This window comes from Sphingobacterium sp. NPDC055346, from assembly GCF_053645235.1.
Genome location: NZ_JBSHMI010000001.1, coordinates 582,583 through 601,640 on the forward strand (window position 1 = coordinate 582,583; position 19,058 = coordinate 601,640).

Below are 19,058 nucleotides of genomic sequence, written 5' to 3' on the forward strand. Positions count from 1 at the left end.
TTTGATTTAAGTTGAGTTCTTAGTCTTGAAATTTTGGAACAGCAATCTTGATTCTTTCGATGACTTCATCCTTGCCCAATACCTCAGCAATCTTGAATACATCGGGTCCGAATTTTCCTCCAACCAACATGATACGGAATGGCATCATCAATTCTCCCATCTTCATTCCTGAGTCTGCTATCTTCTGTTTAAATAGAGGTTCAAGAGTTGTAGCATCCCAAGAAGATTGTTCTTGAAATAAATCAGCTACTTCATTAAAGAAAGTTGTTTTATCTTGATTCCATTTAGGTTTTACTGCATCGACATCATAGTTTGCGGGCTTTTGAAAGAAAAATGAAGCTTGCTCCCAAAAATCTTCTATGTAAGTTAATCTTTCTTTAACTAAATCAAGAATAGTTTCCACAAAATCATCTCCAAATTCAGCAATTTGAACCTCATGTTTCTCCAATACAGCCTTCACTTCGGGTAAAAGTTCGGTATTAGGTGCACGTTTGATCCACTCCTGATTGTACCATTTAGCTTTTTCGAAATCAAATTTAGCTCCGGCCTTGCTGATACGCTCCACAGAGAATTTCTGGATCAGTTGATCCATGTCAAACAGTTCCTGTTCGGTACCATCGTTCCAACCTAACAAGGCTAGCATATTGATAAATGCTTCTGGAAGGAAGCCTCTTTCGCGGAATCCAGTGGTAAGATCACCTGACTTAGGGTCTTGCCAATTCATGGCGTATACCGGGAATCCTAAACGGTCTCCATCGCGTTTACTTAATTTTCCATTTCCATCTGGTTTTAAGATCAATGGAAGGTGCGCCCAATTAGGCATTTCATCCTTCCAGCCTAAATAATCCCATAACAAAATATGGACTGGAGCAGATGGCAACCACTCTTCACCTCTGAAGATGTGGGAAATCTCCATAGCTCTATCATCTACTACTACCGCTAGGTGGTAGGTAGGCATGCCGTCAGCTTTCAACAAAACCTTATCATCAACAAGGCTTGTTTCAAAGCTCACACGACCACGGATCATATCATCAAAAGAAACCACTTCGTTTTCAGGCATTTTGATGCGGATGGTATGTGCGGCACCATCTGCCAACAAACGCGCTGTCTCCTCTTGCCCTAGGGAAAGGGAATTTCTTAAGCTCATGCGGTTATCGTGGGCATAGCGGAAGTTAGGATGTATTTTTCGCTGTTCTTCCAGCTCTTCTGCCGTGTCAAAGGCGTAATAAGCATAGCCTTTTTCCACTAGTTCTTCAGCAAACTTTCTATAAGAAGGCTTACGTTCGCTTTGACGGTAAGGGCCAAAGTTGCCTGGGTGGTTGGGACTTTCGTCGGGATTCAAACCACACCATGCTAAACATTCCATAATATATTCTTCAGCACCGGGCACAAAACGGGTCTGATCGGTATCTTCAATGCGTAAGATAAACTCGCCATTATTGTGTTTCGCGAAAAGATAATTGAACAATGCGGTACGAACGCCGCCTAAATGTAATCCGCCTGTAGGACTAGGTGCAAAACGGACCCTTACTTTTTTGTCTGAACTCATAACCACAAAATTAAGCAATTATTACTTTTCTTTCTCGTAGCAATCTTAAAATGATTAATTTGGTTGAATTGAAGAGTTATGAAGCAACATCCCTATCGATACAATAAACAACAGTGGAAGTTTTTCCTTTTTTTATTTGCGGCATTGATTGCTGCTGCATCGTTGCTTTACTCCAATTATTTGGTCAAAAGCCTTTCTAAGTCGGAACGGACGAAAGCTGAAGTATGGGCAATGAGCACCCAAAGCATCGTTTCGATGCCCGATGTAGATGATCAGTTCATCAGCTTTATCTATGCCGTTCGAGATAGTCTTTCTCTACCTGCCATTATCACCAAGGAATCGGGAGAGATCATTTTTTGGAGAGACCTGGACAGCACCAAGACAAATATTCACCCTTCAACCCAAGATTCCGCAACTTCCTTAATTTATGATCCGCCATATTTCGAAAAGCAATTGGCTAAGATGAAAAAGGCCCATCCGCCCATCCATATTTCCTTGGATACCGGCGAGAAATGGCTGGTGTACTACCATGACTCCAAGGCACTGAGCCAACTCAGGATTTTTCCATATATACAGTTATCCTTGATAGCCGTCTTCCTTATCGTTGCCTATACTGTATTTAACTCCATTCGGGATTCTGAACAGAACCTAGTTTGGGTCGGTATGGCAAAAGAAGCCGCCCATCAATTGGGAACCCCCATATCATCTATGATGGGCTGGCTTGAACTGGCCAGGATAACCTATCAGGGGAAGGACAATTCCCTGTTGGATGAAATGGAAAGGGACGTGCAGCGACTGGAAATCGTAGCGGACCGTTTCTCGAAAATCGGGTCAACTCCCTCATTATCAAACCAGGTCATCTTTAAGATTGTTGAAGATTACGTGAATTATTTCAAGGTAAGGACCAGTAAAAGGATATCGTTTGAGTTGACAGGCGACCAACAGGTGGAAGCTAAACTGAACGTCCAAGTATTTGACTGGATCATCGAAAACCTATTGAAAAATGCAGTCAATGCCATCGAAGGCGAAGGAAAGATCACGGTCAACATTTCGGAAAACATTGCAAAAGAAGAAATTTTTATAGACATTAGTGATACAGGAAAGGGAATCCCGCGATCAAATTGGGAAACCATTTTCCAACCAGGATATACCACTAGGCAGCGAGGCTGGGGATTAGGCTTGAGCTTGACCAAGAGGATGGTATATTATCACAAAGGACAAATTTTTGTCAAAGAATCTGAATTAGGAAAAGGTACAACATTTAGAATTGTATTAAAAAGTAATTTACGCTATGAACCCACTCAAATCTGACGAATACCCAGCGATTTTCAACGATTATATCGAAACCATTACTGGTGATGTAATGGAAGAATTAAATGAACAAATTGAATCTTTTCCTGAATTTATTGCGAGTATCCCGGAAGAATTGGGCACTTTTTCTTATGCCGAAGGGAAATGGACCATCAAAGAGGTGCTGTGCCATATCCTTGATGCAGAGCGAATCATGACCTATAGAGCTCTGAGGTTCGGCAGGAATGACATGACCGCCTTGGCTTCCTTTGAGCAGGATGAATTTGTTGCCAACGGAAGACATAACGAAAGAAAAATGGCCGATATCGCCGAAGAGTTTATCCACCTGCGGAAAGCAAACATGTTCCTGTTCAACTCCTTTGATGAAACAGAACTCAATAGAAAAGGTATGGCTTCTGACCGCTTGATCAGTGTGAGAGCCTTTTTATATATTATTGCAGGACACCTAAACCACCATGTTACTTTATTGAAATCCCGTTATCTAAAAGATCAAAATTTAAACAACAATGTGGTATAGAGAATATAGTCTAGAAGAAATCAATGGCCTTTTTGCCATCAACATGACCGGCTTCTTGGACATCAAGGCTGTTTCCATCACTCCGGACCGCCTAGTGGCCGAAATGCCTGTTACTGAAAAGGTAAAACAACCTTATGGTCTATTGCATGGAGGCGCATCCTGCGTATTAGCCGAATCTGTAGGCAGCATAGCTTCCAATATGGTCATCGATTCTAATGAATGGGCCGGTGTAGGATTGGAGATCAATGCCAACCATATCAGACCTGTCACGAAAGGTCTGGTCCGTGCAACTTGCAAGGCTTACCATATAGGCAAGACCACCCATGTTTGGGATATCCAAATCCACAACGAACGTAATCAGCTGGTATGTATTTCAAGGCTTACGATTGCTGTGATAAAAAAACCGACAGCCTAAAAAACAATGTGTTCCAACATCTGTTGAACCTGTATCATATCTATATGGTTTTATGATACGGTTTAGGTTTTTAGAAGAGACATTAGCTTAATGTCTCTTTTTTATTAAATAAAAAATCTTGTAGCCTGACTTCCTAGACTCCTGAAAGAGTGGAATAAATAGATTTTTTCTGCCAGATGCAATCGATTGCTTGTTATTTTGCGTTTTAAAATACCGAATTATTTTATTAGCCTTGTAGCTACCTTATTATTAATTTGTAAATCAAATTTATGAGTAATCAAAATAATCAATCGACCGTAGGGCCAATGATCATTATATCATCCCTCTTTTTCATTTTTGGTTTTGTCACTTGGTTAAACTCCCTGTTAATCCCCTATTTAAGGATTGCCTGTGAACTTTCCGAAGTACAATCTTACTTTGTGACCTTTGCCTTTTATATCGCTTACTTGGTAATGGCACCGGTATCCACTTGGGTGTTAAATAAATTTGGTTTTAAAAACGGAATGGCCGTTGCCTTGGGTATCATGGCCTTCGGAGCATTATTATTTATCCCAGCAGCCTATACTAGAACCTATTTACTGTTCCTTTCTGGACTGTTTGTTATGGGTGGTGGTTTGGCTATTTTACAGACGGCATCAAACCCATATATCACAATCATTGGCCCTGTGGAAACTGCGGCTAAAAGAATCAGTATTTTAGGGATCTGTAATAAATTAGCTGGAGCTATCGCCACTACATTATTCAGCTACTTATTGAAGGTAGATGAAGTGGATAAACTTCAAAACGAGATCCTATCTTTATCGCCTGCAGAAAAATCAACTGCCTTGGATAACATGGCTCTTGAAGTGGTAAATCCTTATATCGGTATTATAGTCGTACTGTTAATATTAGCCTTCTGGATATCTAAGACCCATCTCCCAGAGGTAAAAGGTGATGAGGAGGAAGATGCTCAACATCATAATTTAACTGAATCTAAGCAGTCTATCTTCGATTTCCCGCATGTATTATTAGGCTTTGTTGCTCTTTTCGCTTATGTTGGGGTAGAGGTATTGGCTGGAGACACCATCATTGCTTATGGTAAATACTTGGGTATTCCTTTGGCAACTGCCTCATTCTTCCCTTGGATTACCATGTTATCGATGGTTGCTGGTTATATCATCGGTATCATCGCTATCCCAAAATATTTAAATCAAGAAACCGCATTAAAACTTTGTGCAATTCTAGGTATCATCATGACCATTGGTATTGTTTTCACAGATGGAATATTATCATTGGCTTTGGTAGGCCTATTAGGTTTTGCAAACTCGTTGGTGTGGCCGGCAATATGGCCATTAGCGTTAAAAGGTGTAGGTAAGTTCACGAGTGCTGCATCAGGTATCTTGGTGATGGGTATCGCCGGTGGAGCAGTAATTCCATTGTTATATGGACAATTAGCCCACGTAACTAATTCGCACCAAGCATACTGGATTGCTTTACCATGCTACCTCTTTATCTTATACTATGCCATTTCAGGGCACAAGGTCAGGAAAAAGACACATGCTTAAATTTAAGCAAGGCAATGGGGTTAGTGTACTAACTCCATTGTTTTTTTGAAGTTTTTCTTATCTTCGAATATTCTATTAAAATGATTATGAAAAAATTAGCATTAAGTATCCTTGTTGCGGCAGGGCTTGTATTTACGTCTTCTCAAGCAGAAGCACAATTAAAGCTGCCTCAACCAAGTAGTACCCAGTTTATCCTACAGGATTTGGGAACAGAACAGATTAGTGTGGTTTATCAGCGCCCAAGTGCTAAAGGACGTGTTATTTTCGGAGATCTAGTTCCTTATGATCAAATATGGCGTACGGGTGCCAATGATGCAACCAATATCACTTTCCAATCTGAAGTAATGATTGAAGGTAAAAAGCTCGAGGCAGGTACTTATGCCCTATTTACCATCCCTGGGAAAGAAGAATGGACAATCGTTTTCAATACGAATGCAAAACAGTGGGGTGCTTATACCTACAATGCTGAAGATGATGTATTGCGTGTAAAAGTAAAACCTACAACCTTAGAAAACCCTGTTGAAACCTTCACCATTGAATTTGATGATGTACATGAGCAATCATTGGATCTTTCATTAAGCTGGGAGAAAACAAAAGTTTCTTTCAATATTGCTGTAGATCAAAAAGAAGAGATCATGGCAAACATCGAAGAAGCAATGAAAGGTGATAAAAAACCATATTTCCAAGCTGCTATGTACTATTTCAGCAATGGTCTTGATATGCAAAAGACCGTGACTTGGATGAAAGAGGCTGACAAAGGAAACACAAAAGCTCCTCATATAAAATATTGGAAATCAATCGTTTTGGCGAAAGCTGGCGATAAGGCCGGAGCAATTAAGGCTGCTGAAGAAGGTTTAGCAATTGCAAAAGCAAGCAACAACCAAGAATATGTAAAATTGAACACGCAAGCGCTAGAAGCTGCGAAAAAATAAAATATTCATTTGACAAGAAAGCGGAGACCGAACCATCGATCTCCGCTTTCTTTTTTTATAAACAACTACTGTCCCTTACCTTTTAAGGGCATTAAATAATATCTCGACTGGATGCAAAGCTCCAGCACCCGTTCCATCCATGATCTGATGCCTACAGCTTGCTCCTGGTGCAGCAATCAAGGTCTCATCAGCCTTTCCACGCACGGCCGGAAATAACACTAGCTCTCCAATTTTCATCGATAGCGCATAGTGCTCTTTTTCATAACCAAATGAGCCCGCCATACCGCAGCACCCGGAAGGAATTTCCTTGACCTTATAATTGGCTGGTATCTCCAAGATCTTAGCAACGATTGGCGACAGCCCCCAAGCTTTTTGCTGGCAGTGTCCATGTAAAAGAATATTTTCTTCCTTCGAGACAAATTGGTTAGGTGATATATTCCCGACCATATATTCTTCCCAAATAAACTCCTCAATAGTCAATGCAAAAGGAGCGATCCTTTCGGCATCAGCCATCAAATCTTCGTCTACAAGGTCCACATATTCATCCCTGAAGGTCAAAATGGTCGAAGGTTCAACAGAAACCAGCTTAGTATTCGAATTCAACCTTCCTCTGAAGGTCTCCACATTCTTATTGGCCAGTTTCTTGGCTTCACGCAATAAGCCTTTCGATAATAAGGCTCTTCCAGAAAAGGCATGTGGCACCATCAACACCTCATAGCCCAATTTCTCTAAGAGAATGACAGCTTTCTTCCCAATCTCCACATCATTGAAGTTAGTGAATTCATCACAGAAAAAGTATACAGATTTAATTGGTTCCTTATGACCAGAAAAGGGCTTGTCCTTTCCTTGGAACCATTTTCTCAAGGTCTTTGAAGCAATTTTAGGGATATGTCTTTCAGGAGCAAATCCCAAAACATTTTTAACTAGACCAGAAGTTAGCTTTGATTCCACTACCCAATTGTACAGACCTGATATAGGTTGCATCAACTGCGTTAAAGTATCCACATGGGCTATCATTCTTGATCGGAATGGAATACCATGGCTATCGTAATAGGCCTGTAAGAACTCTGCCTTCAATTTGGCCATATCCACACTGGAAGGACATTCAGATTTACAACCTTTACAGCTTATACATAGATCCATGACCTCCTTGATTTCCTCATGGTCAAAAGGATTCGCCTTCTCCGAATTGGTCAACATCTCTCGCAGGATATTCGCTCGTGCCCTTGTTGTATCCTTCTCATCTTTTGTAGCCATATATGAAGGGCACATCGTACCACCTGATAAATGCGACTTCCTACAATCCCCAGAACCATTACATTGCTCAGCATGCTGTAAAATGGTCTGTCCTTTATACCTGAATACAGTCTTGATTTCTCTATTGACCTGTCCAGGCTTATAGCGCAAGGAGCTATTCATGGAAGGGGTATCAACAATCTTTCCGGGATTAAAGATCCCTTCCGGATCCCATGTCTGCTTAATTTCCTTTAGCAATTGGTAATTATGCTCTCCGATCATGAGCGGAATAAATTCCCCTCGCAATCGCCCATCCCCATGCTCACCGCTCAAGGAACCATTGTATTTTTTCACCAAATGAGCAATTTCAAGGGCTATTTCACGAAATAGCTGATTGCCTTCATCAGTCTTCAAATTGATGATAGGCCTCAAGTGGAGCTCGCCAGTTGCCGCATGGGCGTAATGAACAGCATAAAGATTGTACTTCGTTAGGATTTCATTGAAATCCCTGATATAGGCTGGTAGATCCTCCACATCAACTGCAGTATCCTCGATAACCGCGACAGGCTTCTCATCCCCTGGCACATTGCTAAGCAAGCCTAAACCTGCTTTCCGAAGGTTCCAGACCTTCTTTTTGTCAGCACCTAGTACCACTGGAAAATGATAACCAAGTCCATGGGCCAGAAGATCTTCCTCAACAGCCTTAACTTTGCTCAGGATAGCCTCTTGATCCAGCCCATCATACTCTGCTATCAAGATTGCTTCAGGTTCGCCCTCCACAAAAAAGCGGTTCTTGGACTGTTCCAGATTATTCTTGGTACACTCCAAAATATATTTATCCATCAGTTCGCTGACCAATGGATGGTGTTTCAAAACAATAAGATTTCCCTTAAGGGCATCTTCCAAGGAATTGAAATGAATACAAAGCAATCCACTTGGGTTTTTCGGCAATGGATTGGCATGCACCTTAATTTCGGTAATGAAGGCAAGGGTTCCTTCCGAACCGCAGATCAGTTTACAGAAGTTGAAAGGTTCTTTCCCCGCTGTAAAAGGATCGGTTTCCAGAAGCATATCAACTGCATAGCCTGTATTTCTACGATGAATAGAAGGCTTTGGAAAGTTCTCACGTATCTGTTCCTGATTATGGTAGTTGCCCAACATACTCCGGATTTCATGATAGATCCGGCCTTCCAAATCAGGTTGTTTGCATTTGCTGTCAAACTCCTCAAAGCTCAATGCTTTGAACGTTACTTCAGAACCATCGCTCAACAAGGCTTCCACCTCTAAGGTATGCTCTCTGGCACTTCCATAGATCAATGAATTGGAACCACAAGAATTGTTGCCTACCATCCCACCAATCATAGCACGATTGGCCGTTGAAGTTTCAGGGCCAAAGTATAGTTTATAGGGTTTTAGGAAAAGATTCAGTTCATCGCGGATTACTCCGGGCTGAACCCGCACCCAGGATTCTGCTTGGTTGACTTCCAGTATTTCCGTGAAATATTTAGAAACATCAACCACGATCCCTGCGCCAACCACCTGACCAGCCAAGGAGGTCCCAGCTGTCCTAGGAATCAATGAAGTCTTTTGTTCTCGGGCAAATTTAATAAGCAAAAGAAGGTCTTGCTTATCTTTGGGGTAAGCTACTGCAAGTGGCAACTCACGATAAGCAGAAGCATCCGTTGCATATAACAGACGCATCTTTTCATCCCAATATAGTTCACCACTTAGTTGTTCCGAAAGCAGGGTTAACTGCTCTTCCATAAGTTATGATCCTTTAATCTGTGATGTATAGGTACTTTCGAATATTTTATCGGCATTGTTCGTTTCGAAGCCGTCACGACGATGCTCTCTCTTAATTTCTTCCTTTGCTAAATGTTTAAACTGTGGCAATACACTGCGTTCTGCAAATTCAACATAACTACCTGCAATTTCCAAGGTTTTACCGTCTGCAAATTTAGCATCATACAAGGCCGAAACCGTACTGCTCTGTCTTAGAAGATTGTCTCCGCTTGTTTTGATCTTGCCACCTGAAGTGTTCAATTTAATGCCGATGCTTTCTAAAAATGCATTGAACTCTTCAAGGGTATTATATCCATCTTTCAATTCATGGATAGAGATGGTATAGTGGTTCAAGTAATAGCGATTATAGATGACCCAAGCCGCATATTCACTTTCTGCGAGCAGGGTTTCATATTCAGAGGAAGTAGGTAGATCCCATAAAGGTTTCTGTAAGAAGTCTGCCAATTGCTGTCCATTGTTCAAATCCAAAGCATCAACTGGGTCAGAAGTGATTGGAGCAGTATATTTCAGGATAATCTCTTGTGCCGCTTGGCTCAACTCAGATACTCGTAATTGGGAAACAAATATTCGGGGATAATGGTCAGCAGGAGGTGCATACCAATGTGCGTCAAGTTTCTTGCCTTCAAAATAATAGTAATCCATCTTTTTATAGCCGAAAGAAAGGAAAATCTTCTCGAAGGAGGCGATTCCTAGATTGGGAACACCTAAGGTACGGAATGCAATATGGTCATTTACGATGTCAGCTTGCGATTGTACAACTCCACGCTCGAGAAGAGCCTTGGTAATCTTATCAACATCTGAAACGTTCGCTCGGTAATGTTCAAACAAATCGTTCAACACTATATCAATAGGCTTTTTTTCGTCGAAATGCATAACAATGAATTTAGTCTTATAATTTGAATAAAGTTATCTAAAATTTATCAAACAAAAACTATTGTTCAGCAAAAAAGAGATAACCAAAAATATTATTCAGGAAAACTACAATTCTTCCGCTAAAATCTTCTCCAACTCCTCGGCAGTCAGGTTCATATTGATATTTCCATCCTTCGCGAAGGAAATCTCTCCGGTTTCTTCCGATACGATAACGGCCACAGCTTCAGACACCTCGGTCACACCGATTGCTGCGCGGTGCCTCAATCCAAACTGAGGCGGCAGGTCCTCACTGTCCGACAGGGGAAGTACCGAGCTCGCTGTCATGATCCTGTTGTCCACAATAATAACGGCACCATCGTGTAAAGGGGAATTTTTGAAAAATATACTCTCTAATAATCTTTTGGAAATCGGCGCATCGATCATCGTACCACTGGTCTGGTAATATTCCTCATCAAAATATCTTGAAAACACCAATAGCGCACCAGTTCTAGACTTTGACATGTTCTGGCAAGCCTCCACGATAGGTTTGATAAATTCAACATTCTCACGGTGGGTAGATTTCTTGCCTCCAAAGATGGACCACAAGAACTTCTTACGCCTTAGGGAGATATTTTTACCGATATGTAAAAGGAAACGCCGTATTTCCTGCTGGAACACGACAATCAAGGCAATGGATCCTACAGAGATAAAACCGCCGAATATCTCGGTCAAAAGGCGCATCTCCATCTGCTTTACGACTAGATATATACCGTAAAACAACCCCACACCAATCAAGATATTTACGGCTATAGTCCCTTTGATCAAGCTATAGACATAGTAGATGATAATTGCCACGAGCAATATATCGATGAAATCCAGTAGCCTGAAGCCACTTAATAGATTGAAGTCCAAACCATCCATACTTCCTGCAATTTAAAAAATATTATCCATTGATGAACCTATTAAAAATCATAAAATGATAGGAATATGGCAGTGCAAAACAGTAAATTTGTAAAAAGGAGCTAAACTATGACTAAACTTTCAGTAAATATCAATAAAATCGCGACCCTGAGAAATGCCCGTGGTGGACATGTTCCAAACCTTCTTGCCGCTGCCCTAGCTTGTGAGAAATTTGGCGCACAGGGAATTACCGTACACCCAAGACCCGACGAAAGACACATCCGCTACCAGGATGTTTATGACTTAAAGGCCAACATCAGTACCGAATTCAATATTGAAGGTAATTGCCGTGAGCAGAAATTTATTGACTTGGTCCTTGCGAATAACCCCGCTCAAGTGACCTTGGTTCCTGATGAAGAAGGACAGATTACTTCAAACCATGGCTGGGACACAATCAAGCACCGTGAATATCTTTCCGAAATGGTGAAGCTTTTCAAAGATCAGGGCATCCGTGTTTCTATCTTTGTCGATCCAGTTGTAGAATTGGTTGAAGCAGCAGCAGAAACGGGAACCGACCGAATTGAACTGTATACCGAGGCCTATGCAACTGATTTTACCAATGATCCTGAAAAAGCGATCGAACCCTATGTTAAGGCAGCACTTGCGGCACAAAAGGTTGGATTGGGATTAAATGCCGGCCATGATCTTGACCTAAACAACCTACAATATTTCCATCAGAACATCCCTGGATTATTGGAGGTCAGTATTGGCCACGCCCTGATTTCCGATGCCCTTTACCTAGGTTTGGAAGAAACCATCAAGAGATACTTAGCCTGCCTAAAATAGCATAGGCAGAACACATAAATGAAAAATGGGAGCCAGTTTTGCTGACTCCCATTTTCTATTTGCTATTGACCTTAATGAATCGGTCTAAAGATTCTATTCCATCTAATTTTCGACAGGAAGGATCCGTTCTCATCCCAGCTCAACCATGTGAACAAGGCCTTACCAACGATATGGTCTTCCGGCACAAAACCCCAACCTCTCGAATCCAATGAATTATGGCGGTTATCACCCATCATCCAATAGTAATCCATATTGAAGGTATAACTGTCGGTCTTCTGTCCATTGATATAATAGCCATCAGATTTCTTTTCAAAGGTATTTCCTTCGTAAACCGAGATCGCTCTTTCGTACAATGGAACTGTCAATGAATCCAACTTAACGGTCCATCCTTTTTTAGGAACCTGGATAGGGCCAAAGTTGTCGTAGTTCCAAATGATCCCATTGGTATACATCGGGAAAGCCTGAAAACCTGGATTCGCATCCCCTGGCTCATAAATAATCTCTCTGAATTCCTTGATGTTGGACCATTTCTTCACCTCTTCAGCCTCAGATTTTGTCATGTGCATGGCATATTGACCCATACTTGGATCTGTATACAGCATATCCATCTCGATACGCATATCCAACAATTTTTGTAGGTTTAGACCATTCGGGTCTGTTATGACCAAATAGTTGGTCTGAAAATCCTCATCCGTAAAGGCAGGTTCTCCATTGACAAAAAGCTTTGTGCGTTCCATGGAAATAACATCCCCAGGCATACCCACACAGCGCTTAATGTAGTTTTCGCGTTTATCGATAGGTCTATTGAAAGGTGCATCAGCTTCCATTGGGTAGTTGAATACAACCACATCATTCCTCTTGATATCCTGAAATCCAGGAAGTCTTTTATATGGGATCTTGATCGCTTCAGAATAAGCTTTTCCACCAGTGACAGGCATGGTATGGTGAGCAAAAGGAAATGCCAAAGGAGTCATCGGGATCCTTGGGCCATAGTTCAGCTTACTTACGAACAAGAAATCACCAACCAACAAGCTTCTTTCCATCGATCCAGTAGGGATCATATAGGCTTCAATCAAGAAACCACGGATCAGCGTTGCGGCAACGGTAGCAAAGATAATGGCGTCAGCCCATTCTCTAGCTACTGACTTTTTATATGGATATTTCTTTTTGAATTCCTCGGTAGTGGACTGTCCCAAATATTTCACATTCGGATCCCTGCCCCAGATTGGCAATACGATAAAGGGAACTAACACTGCAGCAGCATTTTCCCAAAACCTACGTTTCCCAAAAGATTTGATCAAGTTCAATAAGAGATCATACCCTATAAAGATATTTACAATCGGAACAAATAGCCACACTATCCACCAGGTTGGCCTTCCAACCAATTGCGCCATGACATATTGTGCATAAACAGGAACAAAAGCTTCCCATCCTTGCATGCCCGCTTTTCTATACAATAAGTACAGCCCGTAAGCGGAACCAATGATGTATATGGCTAAAATGATATACCACATATATTATTTATTAAAATCAAACATTTCAGTCACCTGATAAAACCCTTTTTTACCAAAAAGCCACTCAGCCGCAATAACCGCACCCAAAGCAAAGCCTTCCCTGCTATGCGCAGTGTGCTTGAATTCGATTTGGTCAACTTCCGAGCTGTACAAAACAGTATGGGTACCAGGCACTTCTTCTATTCTTAAACTTTCGATCAGCAATTCATTTGGCTTTGGAATTACTTCCTCACCAGACCCTTCCACAGAATTTACCCAGGATTTCTTTTCATCACTGTTCTCCAAAATCCCTTCAGCAATGGTAATTGCTGTTCCGCTTGGGGCATCTAATTTATGAATATGATGGATTTCCTCCACCTGAACATCGTATTGCTTATATGGATTGATGGCCTTTGCCAACATCTTGTTGATATGGAAGAAGATATTCACTCCAATGCTGAAATTAGAGCCATATAGCAAGGCTTGATCAGCTTCTAAACAAGTATCTTTTACTTCGTCCAAATGCTCATACCAACCCGTGGTTCCGACCACTAGGGGCAGATTGGACTCAAAACAAAGACTGATATTTTCTAAGGCTGCATTTGGAGTACTGAAATCAATAGCCATATCAGCTTCCTCCAGATCTTCGGAAGTAATGCTGTCCCTATTTCTTTCATCAACGATCAAAACCACTTCATGCCCTCTTTTCATGGCGAAGCGCTCGATCAGTTGCCCCATTTTTCCATAACCTAATAAAACGATTTTCATATAGTTAATTGGTTTTTATTTAATGGTAAAGGTCATTTTCAAACCCGGAGATACAAATCCGTTTCCAGAAAAAGTACCCATCCCCGGTGTATAAGCATAGTTAGGAAGTAAGGTTGGTGAAACCTTAAAACTCAGATCATTACTGATATTCCAACGGTTTTTCAGGATCGAATCCACATAGGCCTCAACCACGTTCAATCCATACCAACCTACCGTTAGCAAGATCGTCAGGTCACGGTTTCTGCGACCATAATCCTTCTGTTGAACCAAACCCTGAACGGTCCAGCTACTATTGATACCCAAGGATTCGTGATTGGACGGCTGCCCAAACTCTTCCCGATATTGCAGCTCACCTAAGAACTCTTTATAGTACCATTGCCAGTAATTAAAGGTCAGACCTGCACCAACAAATCCTCCGTAAATGATCGGCACCTTGATCCACCATAAGCCCCCATTGGTATATTGTCCCCAACCTGGTAAAATCAAAGATCTTTTCCAGGCAATCCTGGTCAATCTTTCGATCGCCAACCTTGCTGAATCCTTACGGATATCCTTATAATAGAATTTCTCACGCTCCTTTTCAGCCTTTATCCTGGCTTTCCTTTCCGCGCGAGTCTCTTTCTTGACGGTATCTTGCGCAGCTTTCTTTACAGAATCCTGCACTTGGACCTTTTTCGTAGAGTCAGGAATGGTATCTTTCACTTGGCTTTTAAGACAAGTAAAGGAAAAGATCATCCCAAAGAGCAGTAAAAATTTATACATTACCAGTCTAACAACTCTAAAATTCGGCTCAAATCATCCTCCGAGTTAAAAGGAATCTCAATGGCTCCTTTCCCTTTTGTAGATTTCACGTTCAATTTTACACGAGTGGCAAATTTCGAAGCCAGGTCATCCTCAATCTTTTGATATTGAAAATTCAAAGCTGCCTCTTTTTTGCCTTTTTGTTTTTTATCCTTAGCCTGTTGAACCTCACGGACCAATTGCTCAGCCTTACGTACCGACAATCCTTTTTCAACAATCTCCTTGAATATAAACAACTGTTTATCGATCTCTCCGACATTGATCAAGGCTCTGGCATGTCCCATGGATAAATCTCCATCACGGATTGCCGCCTGGATCACAGGAGGAAGTTTTAACAAACGAAGGTAATTGGTTACTGTAGAACGGTTCTTGCTTACACGATCGCCCAGTTCCTCTTGTTTCAGACTGCATTCCTCGATCATTCGCTGGAAACTCAATGCAATCTCAATGGCATTCAGGTTTTCGCGTTGAATGTTTTCGATCAGTGCCATTTCTAGCATCTGTTGATCGTTTGCAGTCCTCACATAAGCAGGGATTTCGGTAATACCTGCCAATTTGGACGCCCTCAACCTTCTTTCACCGGAGATCAATTGGTATTCATTCTTACCAACCTGACGAACGGTGATTGGCTGGATCAAACCTTGTACCTCGATAGACTCAGATAGTTCCCTTAGGGCTCCTTCATCAAAATCTGTCCTCGGTTGAAAAGGGTTGATCGATATTTGTTCTACTTTAATAAAGTTTATGCTACCGGCAGGAGAGCTCGGTGTCTTGCTCGCAGGAACATCGGCCGTCTTGTCTTTAGGACTACTGATCACTTCCTGTTGAAGCAATGCGCCTAAACCCTTACCTAATCCTGTTTTCCGCTGTTGTGCTGCCATACTATACTGTTACAGTTTGCTTATTATTCTCTTTTAATAATCCATTCTTCTCCAAAATCTCGCGTGCAAGGTTCAAATAATTGATGGCACCTTTACAGGATGCATCATGCATGATTACTGAAATCCCGAAACTTGGTGCTTCACTCAAACGCGTATTTCTCTGAATAATTGTATCAAACACCAAATCGTGGAAATGCGTGCGCACCTCCTCCACTACTTGGTTCGATAACCTCAAACGAACATCGTACATCGTCAATAAAATACCTTCGATCTCCAGTTCGGTGTTCAATCGTGTCTGTACAATCTTAATTGTATTCAACAACTTACCCAATCCTTCCAATGCAAAATACTCACATTGAACCGGAATGATCACTGAATTTGAAGCTGTAAGTGCATTGATGGTAATTAGCCCTAAAGATGGGGAACAGTCAATGATGACAAAATCATAATCATCCTTCACTTCATCCAAAAGCCGTTTCATCTTGTATTCGCGCTCCTCCAGGTTGATCATCTCAATCTCCGCACCGACCAAGTCGATATGGGCTGGCAATAGATCTAGATTTGGAGTATCGGTGGCCTGTATGGCTTCTTTTGCTGTCACATCATTCACCAAACATTCATAAATGCTGGTCTTAATGGCGCGAGGATCAAAACCAATTCCAGACGTGGAGTTTGCTTGCGGATCCGCATCCACCAACAAAGTCTTATATTCTAACACAGCTAAACTCGCAGCAAGATTGATGGAGGTGGTTGTTTTACCAACTCCTCCTTTTTGATTGGCTATGGCAATAATCTTTCCCATTGTGATTCCTCAATTTTTGAAAATAATGTCGACCGGCATTATTTCACTTCAATATGCAAATTAACATACCTTGATGATATTAGACACTTAAATGATGTTAAATTTGCTAATTTTGAAGCGAATCTCATTCTACCAAGTCAGGATGCTAAGATACGAAAAATAGATTTAGGTATTGATACCGAACGCTATTGCTTTTTACATGTAACATCAAACAATGAATTTAATTATCTCAGGCACAAATAGAAAACGTTCCAACTCATTAAAAGTTGCAAAATTTTATCAAAAGGAATTGTCAAAAAGGGGCGAAGAGTTTGAGATACTTTCCCTTGAGGATCTTCCCCATGATATCATTGATACGGATCTATATGGAAAACGCAGCGAAGCCTTTGCCGAGATCCAGGAAAAAGTGTCTGCAGCTAAAAAATTCGTGTTTATCATCCCAGAATACAATGGCTCCTACCCGGGAATCTTAAAGGTGTTTATAGATGCCTGCGCATTCCCTGCCTCTTTCTATCACAAAAAGGCCGCTCTGGTCGGGGTATCAACAGGAAAATATGGAAATATCCGTGGCGTGGACCACTTCACTGGTGTATGCAACTATATGCGCATGCACGTCTTGCCCTTAAAGATTCACATTCCACTGATCCAAAACGAATTGAATTCAGAGGAAGAATTTCAAGATCCTATATCCTTGAAGTTTATCATGGAACAGATCGACGAAATAGAACGCTTCTAGGCCCAGCTGCTTTTTAGGTTCCACTGTCATATTTTCTTTATACAAGCTATTCTCCAGGGTCCTCCCAAAATTTTCTTGATTTTTCTTTTTACATTTAGTCCTTTGTAAAATTTTAAAAATCAACAACTATGTCGACCAACCCTATCAAATCCGTTGCACTTATCCTATCCTTAGCATTAGCTTCCTGTAACCAATCCTCAACTGTAAAAGAAAATCCAGAAACTTCAGATTCCAGTGCATTTTTCAATGCAAAGGACTTGACCGGATGGCATGTGTACAACCGTGGAAATATGGATTCCAAATGGAAGGTCGACAATGGCGAATTGATCTGTGACCCGAAGGGCAATGGAGAATTCGGCGACTTGATCAGTGACAGAGAATACCAAGACTTTGAACTGGACTTCGAATGGAAGGTTAAAAAAGGAGGAAACAGTGGTGTATTCATCAATGTTCGCGAGGATAGTACCTACGCAGCCACCTTTGCAACTGGACTAGAAATGCAACTCCTTGACAATGCCAATGCCGAACCAAGGCATCAGGTAGATTCCACGCATTGGGCCGGCTGTCTCTATTCAGTGGAATGTATCGGCAGCAACTCCAAGCCCAATCCTTTCGGCGAATGGAACAAAGGCAAGATCAAACAGCAAGATGGACAGGTTACCTTTTGGCTCAATGACAAGATCACCTTTCAAGATAGCATCAATACCCCTGCATTCAAACAAAAGATTGCCAATAGCAACATGAAAAACTATCCAGCGTTTGCGACATACCCTAAAGGAAAGATAGCATTCCAAAATCATACAGACTCTGTTGGTTTCCGAAATATCGTCATCAGAGAACTGTAGACACGGCTATTACAGGAGAAATCCTGACGTTTTTTTAACTCAGGCGACAATATATAATCCCAATGTCATAAAAGAGCTATTATTTATAATCATTCTAAATAATACCTACTTTTACTCCAGCAAAGAAAACAGTTTCAATTATACAGAAGTCCTGTTTACCCGCATGAAGATAGGCATGCGGGTAATGCAGGCACAAATAAAAAACGGGATTGGCTATATATGGACAACTGTCGCCTAAGAATTCTCTCCAAAAATGACCAAGGCTTCATCAGTATGCCAGAGGGTCAGAATATCATACACCTTTGTTTCAATAATATCCTCATCAACTTCAGCAAAGAAGATTTTATCATGTTCCGAAGGATCGTGAAGGATATCTATGCCGAGAGCAGCCCCGTATCATTTCCAGATGGCCGAGAACGGATCTTATTGAACAGCCCCTATTCGGGAATCAATTTCTCTTTCAATCACTTTGAAATGACTGAATTGGTCAGGTCTTTAGATGAGGCCTATTACATGGAAAGAATCTATTCTTTCTTGCAATAGCAGGCTTTAATGGACTTTCACACTACATTTATGATCGTTCAATATCCAAGAAGCCACACTAAAAATCAAATTAATTATTTGGCTTTGAATAATTTGCCAATTCACCCACAAAAAATATCCATAAAATATTTTGTAAATCAGAATTAACCCCTATATTTGCACACCGCAACACGGAAAAGGAGAATTAGCTCAGCTGGTTCAGAGCATCTGCCTTACAAGCAGAGGGTCACTGGTTCGAATCCAGTATTCTCCACCAAAAAAGACCAAGCTCAGTCATTCAGAGC

General features: G+C 41.3%; 18 protein-coding genes and 1 tRNA gene. 10 read left to right on the plus strand and 9 right to left on the minus strand.

What is annotated here, in order from left to right; genetic code table 11:
- Positions 1–19: 19 nt before the first annotated feature.
- Complete coding sequence (gltX, locus tag ACWICE_RS02470; protein WP_454297554.1) at positions 20–1,549, minus strand: glutamate--tRNA ligase; 1,530 nt, start codon at positions 1,547–1,549, stop codon at positions 20–22.
- A gap of 78 nt (positions 1,550–1,627) precedes the next feature.
- Between gltX and ACWICE_RS02475 the strand changes: the two genes are divergently transcribed.
- The 5 genes from ACWICE_RS02475 (at position 1,628) to ACWICE_RS02495 (ending at position 6,268) form a co-directional block, all read left to right on the plus strand.
- Complete coding sequence (locus ACWICE_RS02475; RefSeq protein WP_254526590.1) at positions 1,628–2,860, plus strand: sensor histidine kinase; 1,233 nt, start codon at positions 1,628–1,630, stop codon at positions 2,858–2,860.
- The gene (locus ACWICE_RS02480; RefSeq protein WP_185215846.1) at positions 2,841–3,377 is read left to right on the plus strand and encodes a DinB family protein; all 537 of its coding nucleotides are present in this window, start codon (positions 2,841–2,843) and stop codon (positions 3,375–3,377) included. The genes ACWICE_RS02475 and ACWICE_RS02480 overlap by 20 nt, the downstream gene beginning before the upstream one ends.
- A complete protein-coding gene (locus ACWICE_RS02485) occupies positions 3,367–3,792 on the plus strand; it encodes a hotdog fold thioesterase (protein WP_454297555.1) in 426 nt (141 codons plus the stop codon). The genes ACWICE_RS02480 and ACWICE_RS02485 overlap by 11 nt, the downstream gene beginning before the upstream one ends.
- 269 nt (positions 3,793–4,061) lie before the next feature.
- Complete coding sequence (locus tag ACWICE_RS02490; protein WP_313261049.1) at positions 4,062–5,336, plus strand: sugar MFS transporter; 1,275 nt, start codon at positions 4,062–4,064, stop codon at positions 5,334–5,336.
- Between the two features lie 86 nt (positions 5,337–5,422).
- Positions 5,423–6,268: a DUF2911 domain-containing protein gene (locus ACWICE_RS02495; RefSeq protein WP_185211399.1), complete on the plus strand. Its 846-nt coding sequence runs from the start codon at positions 5,423–5,425 to the stop codon at positions 6,266–6,268.
- 75 nt (positions 6,269–6,343) lie between these two features.
- Here the strand turns inward: ACWICE_RS02495 and ACWICE_RS02500 are convergent, their stop codons facing one another.
- The 3 genes from ACWICE_RS02500 to cdaA all read right to left on the minus strand — a co-directional run bounded on the left by ACWICE_RS02500 (position 6,344) and on the right by cdaA (position 11,080).
- A complete protein-coding gene (locus ACWICE_RS02500; protein WP_454297556.1) occupies positions 6,344–9,268 on the minus strand; it encodes an FAD-binding and (Fe-S)-binding domain-containing protein in 2,925 nt (974 codons plus the stop codon).
- 3 nt (positions 9,269–9,271) lie between these two features.
- Complete coding sequence (locus tag ACWICE_RS02505) at positions 9,272–10,180, minus strand: DUF1338 domain-containing protein (protein ID WP_185215843.1); 909 nt, start codon at positions 10,178–10,180, stop codon at positions 9,272–9,274.
- Positions 10,181–10,285: 105 nt separating this feature from the next.
- Positions 10,286–11,080, minus strand: coding sequence for a diadenylate cyclase CdaA (cdaA, locus tag ACWICE_RS02510; RefSeq protein WP_185211402.1), 795 nt, complete (start codon positions 11,078–11,080; stop codon positions 10,286–10,288).
- A 108-nt stretch (positions 11,081–11,188) separates the two neighbouring features.
- Between cdaA and ACWICE_RS02515 the strand changes: the two genes are divergently transcribed.
- Positions 11,189–11,905 carry a pyridoxine 5'-phosphate synthase gene (locus tag ACWICE_RS02515; RefSeq protein ID WP_454297557.1) on the plus strand — a complete coding sequence of 239 codons (717 nt, stop codon included), beginning with the start codon at positions 11,189–11,191 and terminating at the stop codon, positions 11,903–11,905.
- A gap of 71 nt (positions 11,906–11,976) precedes the next feature.
- Here ACWICE_RS02515 and lepB read toward each other — a convergent pair whose 3' ends face one another.
- The 5 genes from lepB to ACWICE_RS02540 are packed head-to-tail and all read right to left on the minus strand — an operon-like array spanning position 11,977 to position 16,650.
- On the minus strand, positions 11,977–13,419 hold the full coding sequence (gene lepB / locus ACWICE_RS02520) for a signal peptidase I (RefSeq protein ID WP_454297558.1): 1,443 nt from the start codon (positions 13,417–13,419) through the stop codon (positions 11,977–11,979).
- A 3-nt stretch (positions 13,420–13,422) separates the two neighbouring features.
- Positions 13,423–14,166 (minus strand): 4-hydroxy-tetrahydrodipicolinate reductase, encoded by a 744-nt coding sequence (gene dapB / locus ACWICE_RS02525; protein WP_185211405.1) that lies wholly within the window; start codon positions 14,164–14,166, stop codon positions 13,423–13,425.
- Between the two features lie 15 nt (positions 14,167–14,181).
- On the minus strand, positions 14,182–14,928 hold the full coding sequence (locus ACWICE_RS02530) for a DUF5683 domain-containing protein (RefSeq protein ID WP_454297559.1): 747 nt from the start codon (positions 14,926–14,928) through the stop codon (positions 14,182–14,184).
- Positions 14,928–15,848, minus strand: a complete 921-nt coding sequence (locus ACWICE_RS02535) for a ParB/RepB/Spo0J family partition protein (protein ID WP_254526594.1) — start codon at positions 15,846–15,848, stop codon at positions 14,928–14,930. Before ACWICE_RS02535 ends, ACWICE_RS02530 begins: the two co-directional genes overlap by 1 nt.
- A 1-nt stretch (position 15,849) precedes the next feature.
- Positions 15,850–16,650 carry a ParA family protein gene (locus tag ACWICE_RS02540; protein ID WP_185211408.1) on the minus strand — a complete coding sequence of 267 codons (801 nt, stop codon included), beginning with the start codon at positions 16,648–16,650 and terminating at the stop codon, positions 15,850–15,852.
- A 214-nt stretch (positions 16,651–16,864) separates the two neighbouring features.
- On the opposite strand from ACWICE_RS02540, the gene ACWICE_RS02545 reads away from it, so the two are divergent.
- The 4 genes from ACWICE_RS02545 (at position 16,865) to ACWICE_RS02560 (ending at position 19,030) form a co-directional block, all read left to right on the plus strand.
- The gene (locus ACWICE_RS02545; RefSeq protein ID WP_185211409.1) at positions 16,865–17,386 is read left to right on the plus strand and encodes an NADPH-dependent FMN reductase; all 522 of its coding nucleotides are present in this window, start codon (positions 16,865–16,867) and stop codon (positions 17,384–17,386) included.
- Between the two features lie 128 nt (positions 17,387–17,514).
- Positions 17,515–18,231 (plus strand): 3-keto-disaccharide hydrolase, encoded by a 717-nt coding sequence (locus ACWICE_RS02550; RefSeq protein ID WP_454297560.1) that lies wholly within the window; start codon positions 17,515–17,517, stop codon positions 18,229–18,231.
- Between the two features lie 219 nt (positions 18,232–18,450).
- On the plus strand, positions 18,451–18,774 hold the full coding sequence (locus tag ACWICE_RS02555) for a DUF6686 family protein (RefSeq protein WP_185215839.1): 324 nt from the start codon (positions 18,451–18,453) through the stop codon (positions 18,772–18,774).
- Between the two features lie 178 nt (positions 18,775–18,952).
- Positions 18,953–19,030 (plus strand) — tRNA-Val (locus ACWICE_RS02560).
- Positions 19,031–19,058 lie beyond the last annotated feature (28 nt).

Coding starts and splice junctions, on each gene's coding strand:
- ACWICE_RS02485 (WP_454297555.1), top strand. CDS start 3,367: ATGTGGTATAGAGAATATAGTCTAGAAGAAATCAATGGCCTTTTTGCC.
- lepB (WP_454297558.1), bottom strand. CDS start 13,419: ATGTGGTATATCATTTTAGCCATATACATCATTGGTTCCGCTTACGGG.
- ACWICE_RS02475 (WP_254526590.1), top strand. CDS start 1,628: ATGAAGCAACATCCCTATCGATACAATAAACAACAGTGGAAGTTTTTC.
- ACWICE_RS02495 (WP_185211399.1), top strand. CDS start 5,423: ATGAAAAAATTAGCATTAAGTATCCTTGTTGCGGCAGGGCTTGTATTT.
- ACWICE_RS02550 (WP_454297560.1), top strand. CDS start 17,515: ATGTCGACCAACCCTATCAAATCCGTTGCACTTATCCTATCCTTAGCA.
- ACWICE_RS02540 (WP_185211408.1), bottom strand. CDS start 16,650: ATGGGAAAGATTATTGCCATAGCCAATCAAAAAGGAGGAGTTGGTAAA.
- ACWICE_RS02505 (WP_185215843.1), bottom strand. CDS start 10,180: ATGCATTTCGACGAAAAAAAGCCTATTGATATAGTGTTGAACGATTTG.
- ACWICE_RS02515 (WP_454297557.1), top strand. CDS start 11,189: ATGACTAAACTTTCAGTAAATATCAATAAAATCGCGACCCTGAGAAAT.
- cdaA (WP_185211402.1), bottom strand. CDS start 11,080: ATGGATGGTTTGGACTTCAATCTATTAAGTGGCTTCAGGCTACTGGAT.
- ACWICE_RS02480 (WP_185215846.1), top strand. CDS start 2,841: ATGAACCCACTCAAATCTGACGAATACCCAGCGATTTTCAACGATTAT.
- ACWICE_RS02535 (WP_254526594.1), bottom strand. CDS start 15,848: ATGGCAGCACAACAGCGGAAAACAGGATTAGGTAAGGGTTTAGGCGCA.
- ACWICE_RS02530 (WP_454297559.1), bottom strand. CDS start 14,928: ATGTATAAATTTTTACTGCTCTTTGGGATGATCTTTTCCTTTACTTGT.
- ACWICE_RS02545 (WP_185211409.1), top strand. CDS start 16,865: ATGAATTTAATTATCTCAGGCACAAATAGAAAACGTTCCAACTCATTA.
- ACWICE_RS02500 (WP_454297556.1), bottom strand. CDS start 9,268: ATGGAAGAGCAGTTAACCCTGCTTTCGGAACAACTAAGTGGTGAACTA.
- gltX (WP_454297554.1), bottom strand. CDS start 1,549: ATGAGTTCAGACAAAAAAGTAAGGGTCCGTTTTGCACCTAGTCCTACA.
- ACWICE_RS02555 (WP_185215839.1), top strand. CDS start 18,451: ATGGACAACTGTCGCCTAAGAATTCTCTCCAAAAATGACCAAGGCTTC.
- ACWICE_RS02490 (WP_313261049.1), top strand. CDS start 4,062: ATGAGTAATCAAAATAATCAATCGACCGTAGGGCCAATGATCATTATA.
- dapB (WP_185211405.1), bottom strand. CDS start 14,166: ATGAAAATCGTTTTATTAGGTTATGGAAAAATGGGGCAACTGATCGAG.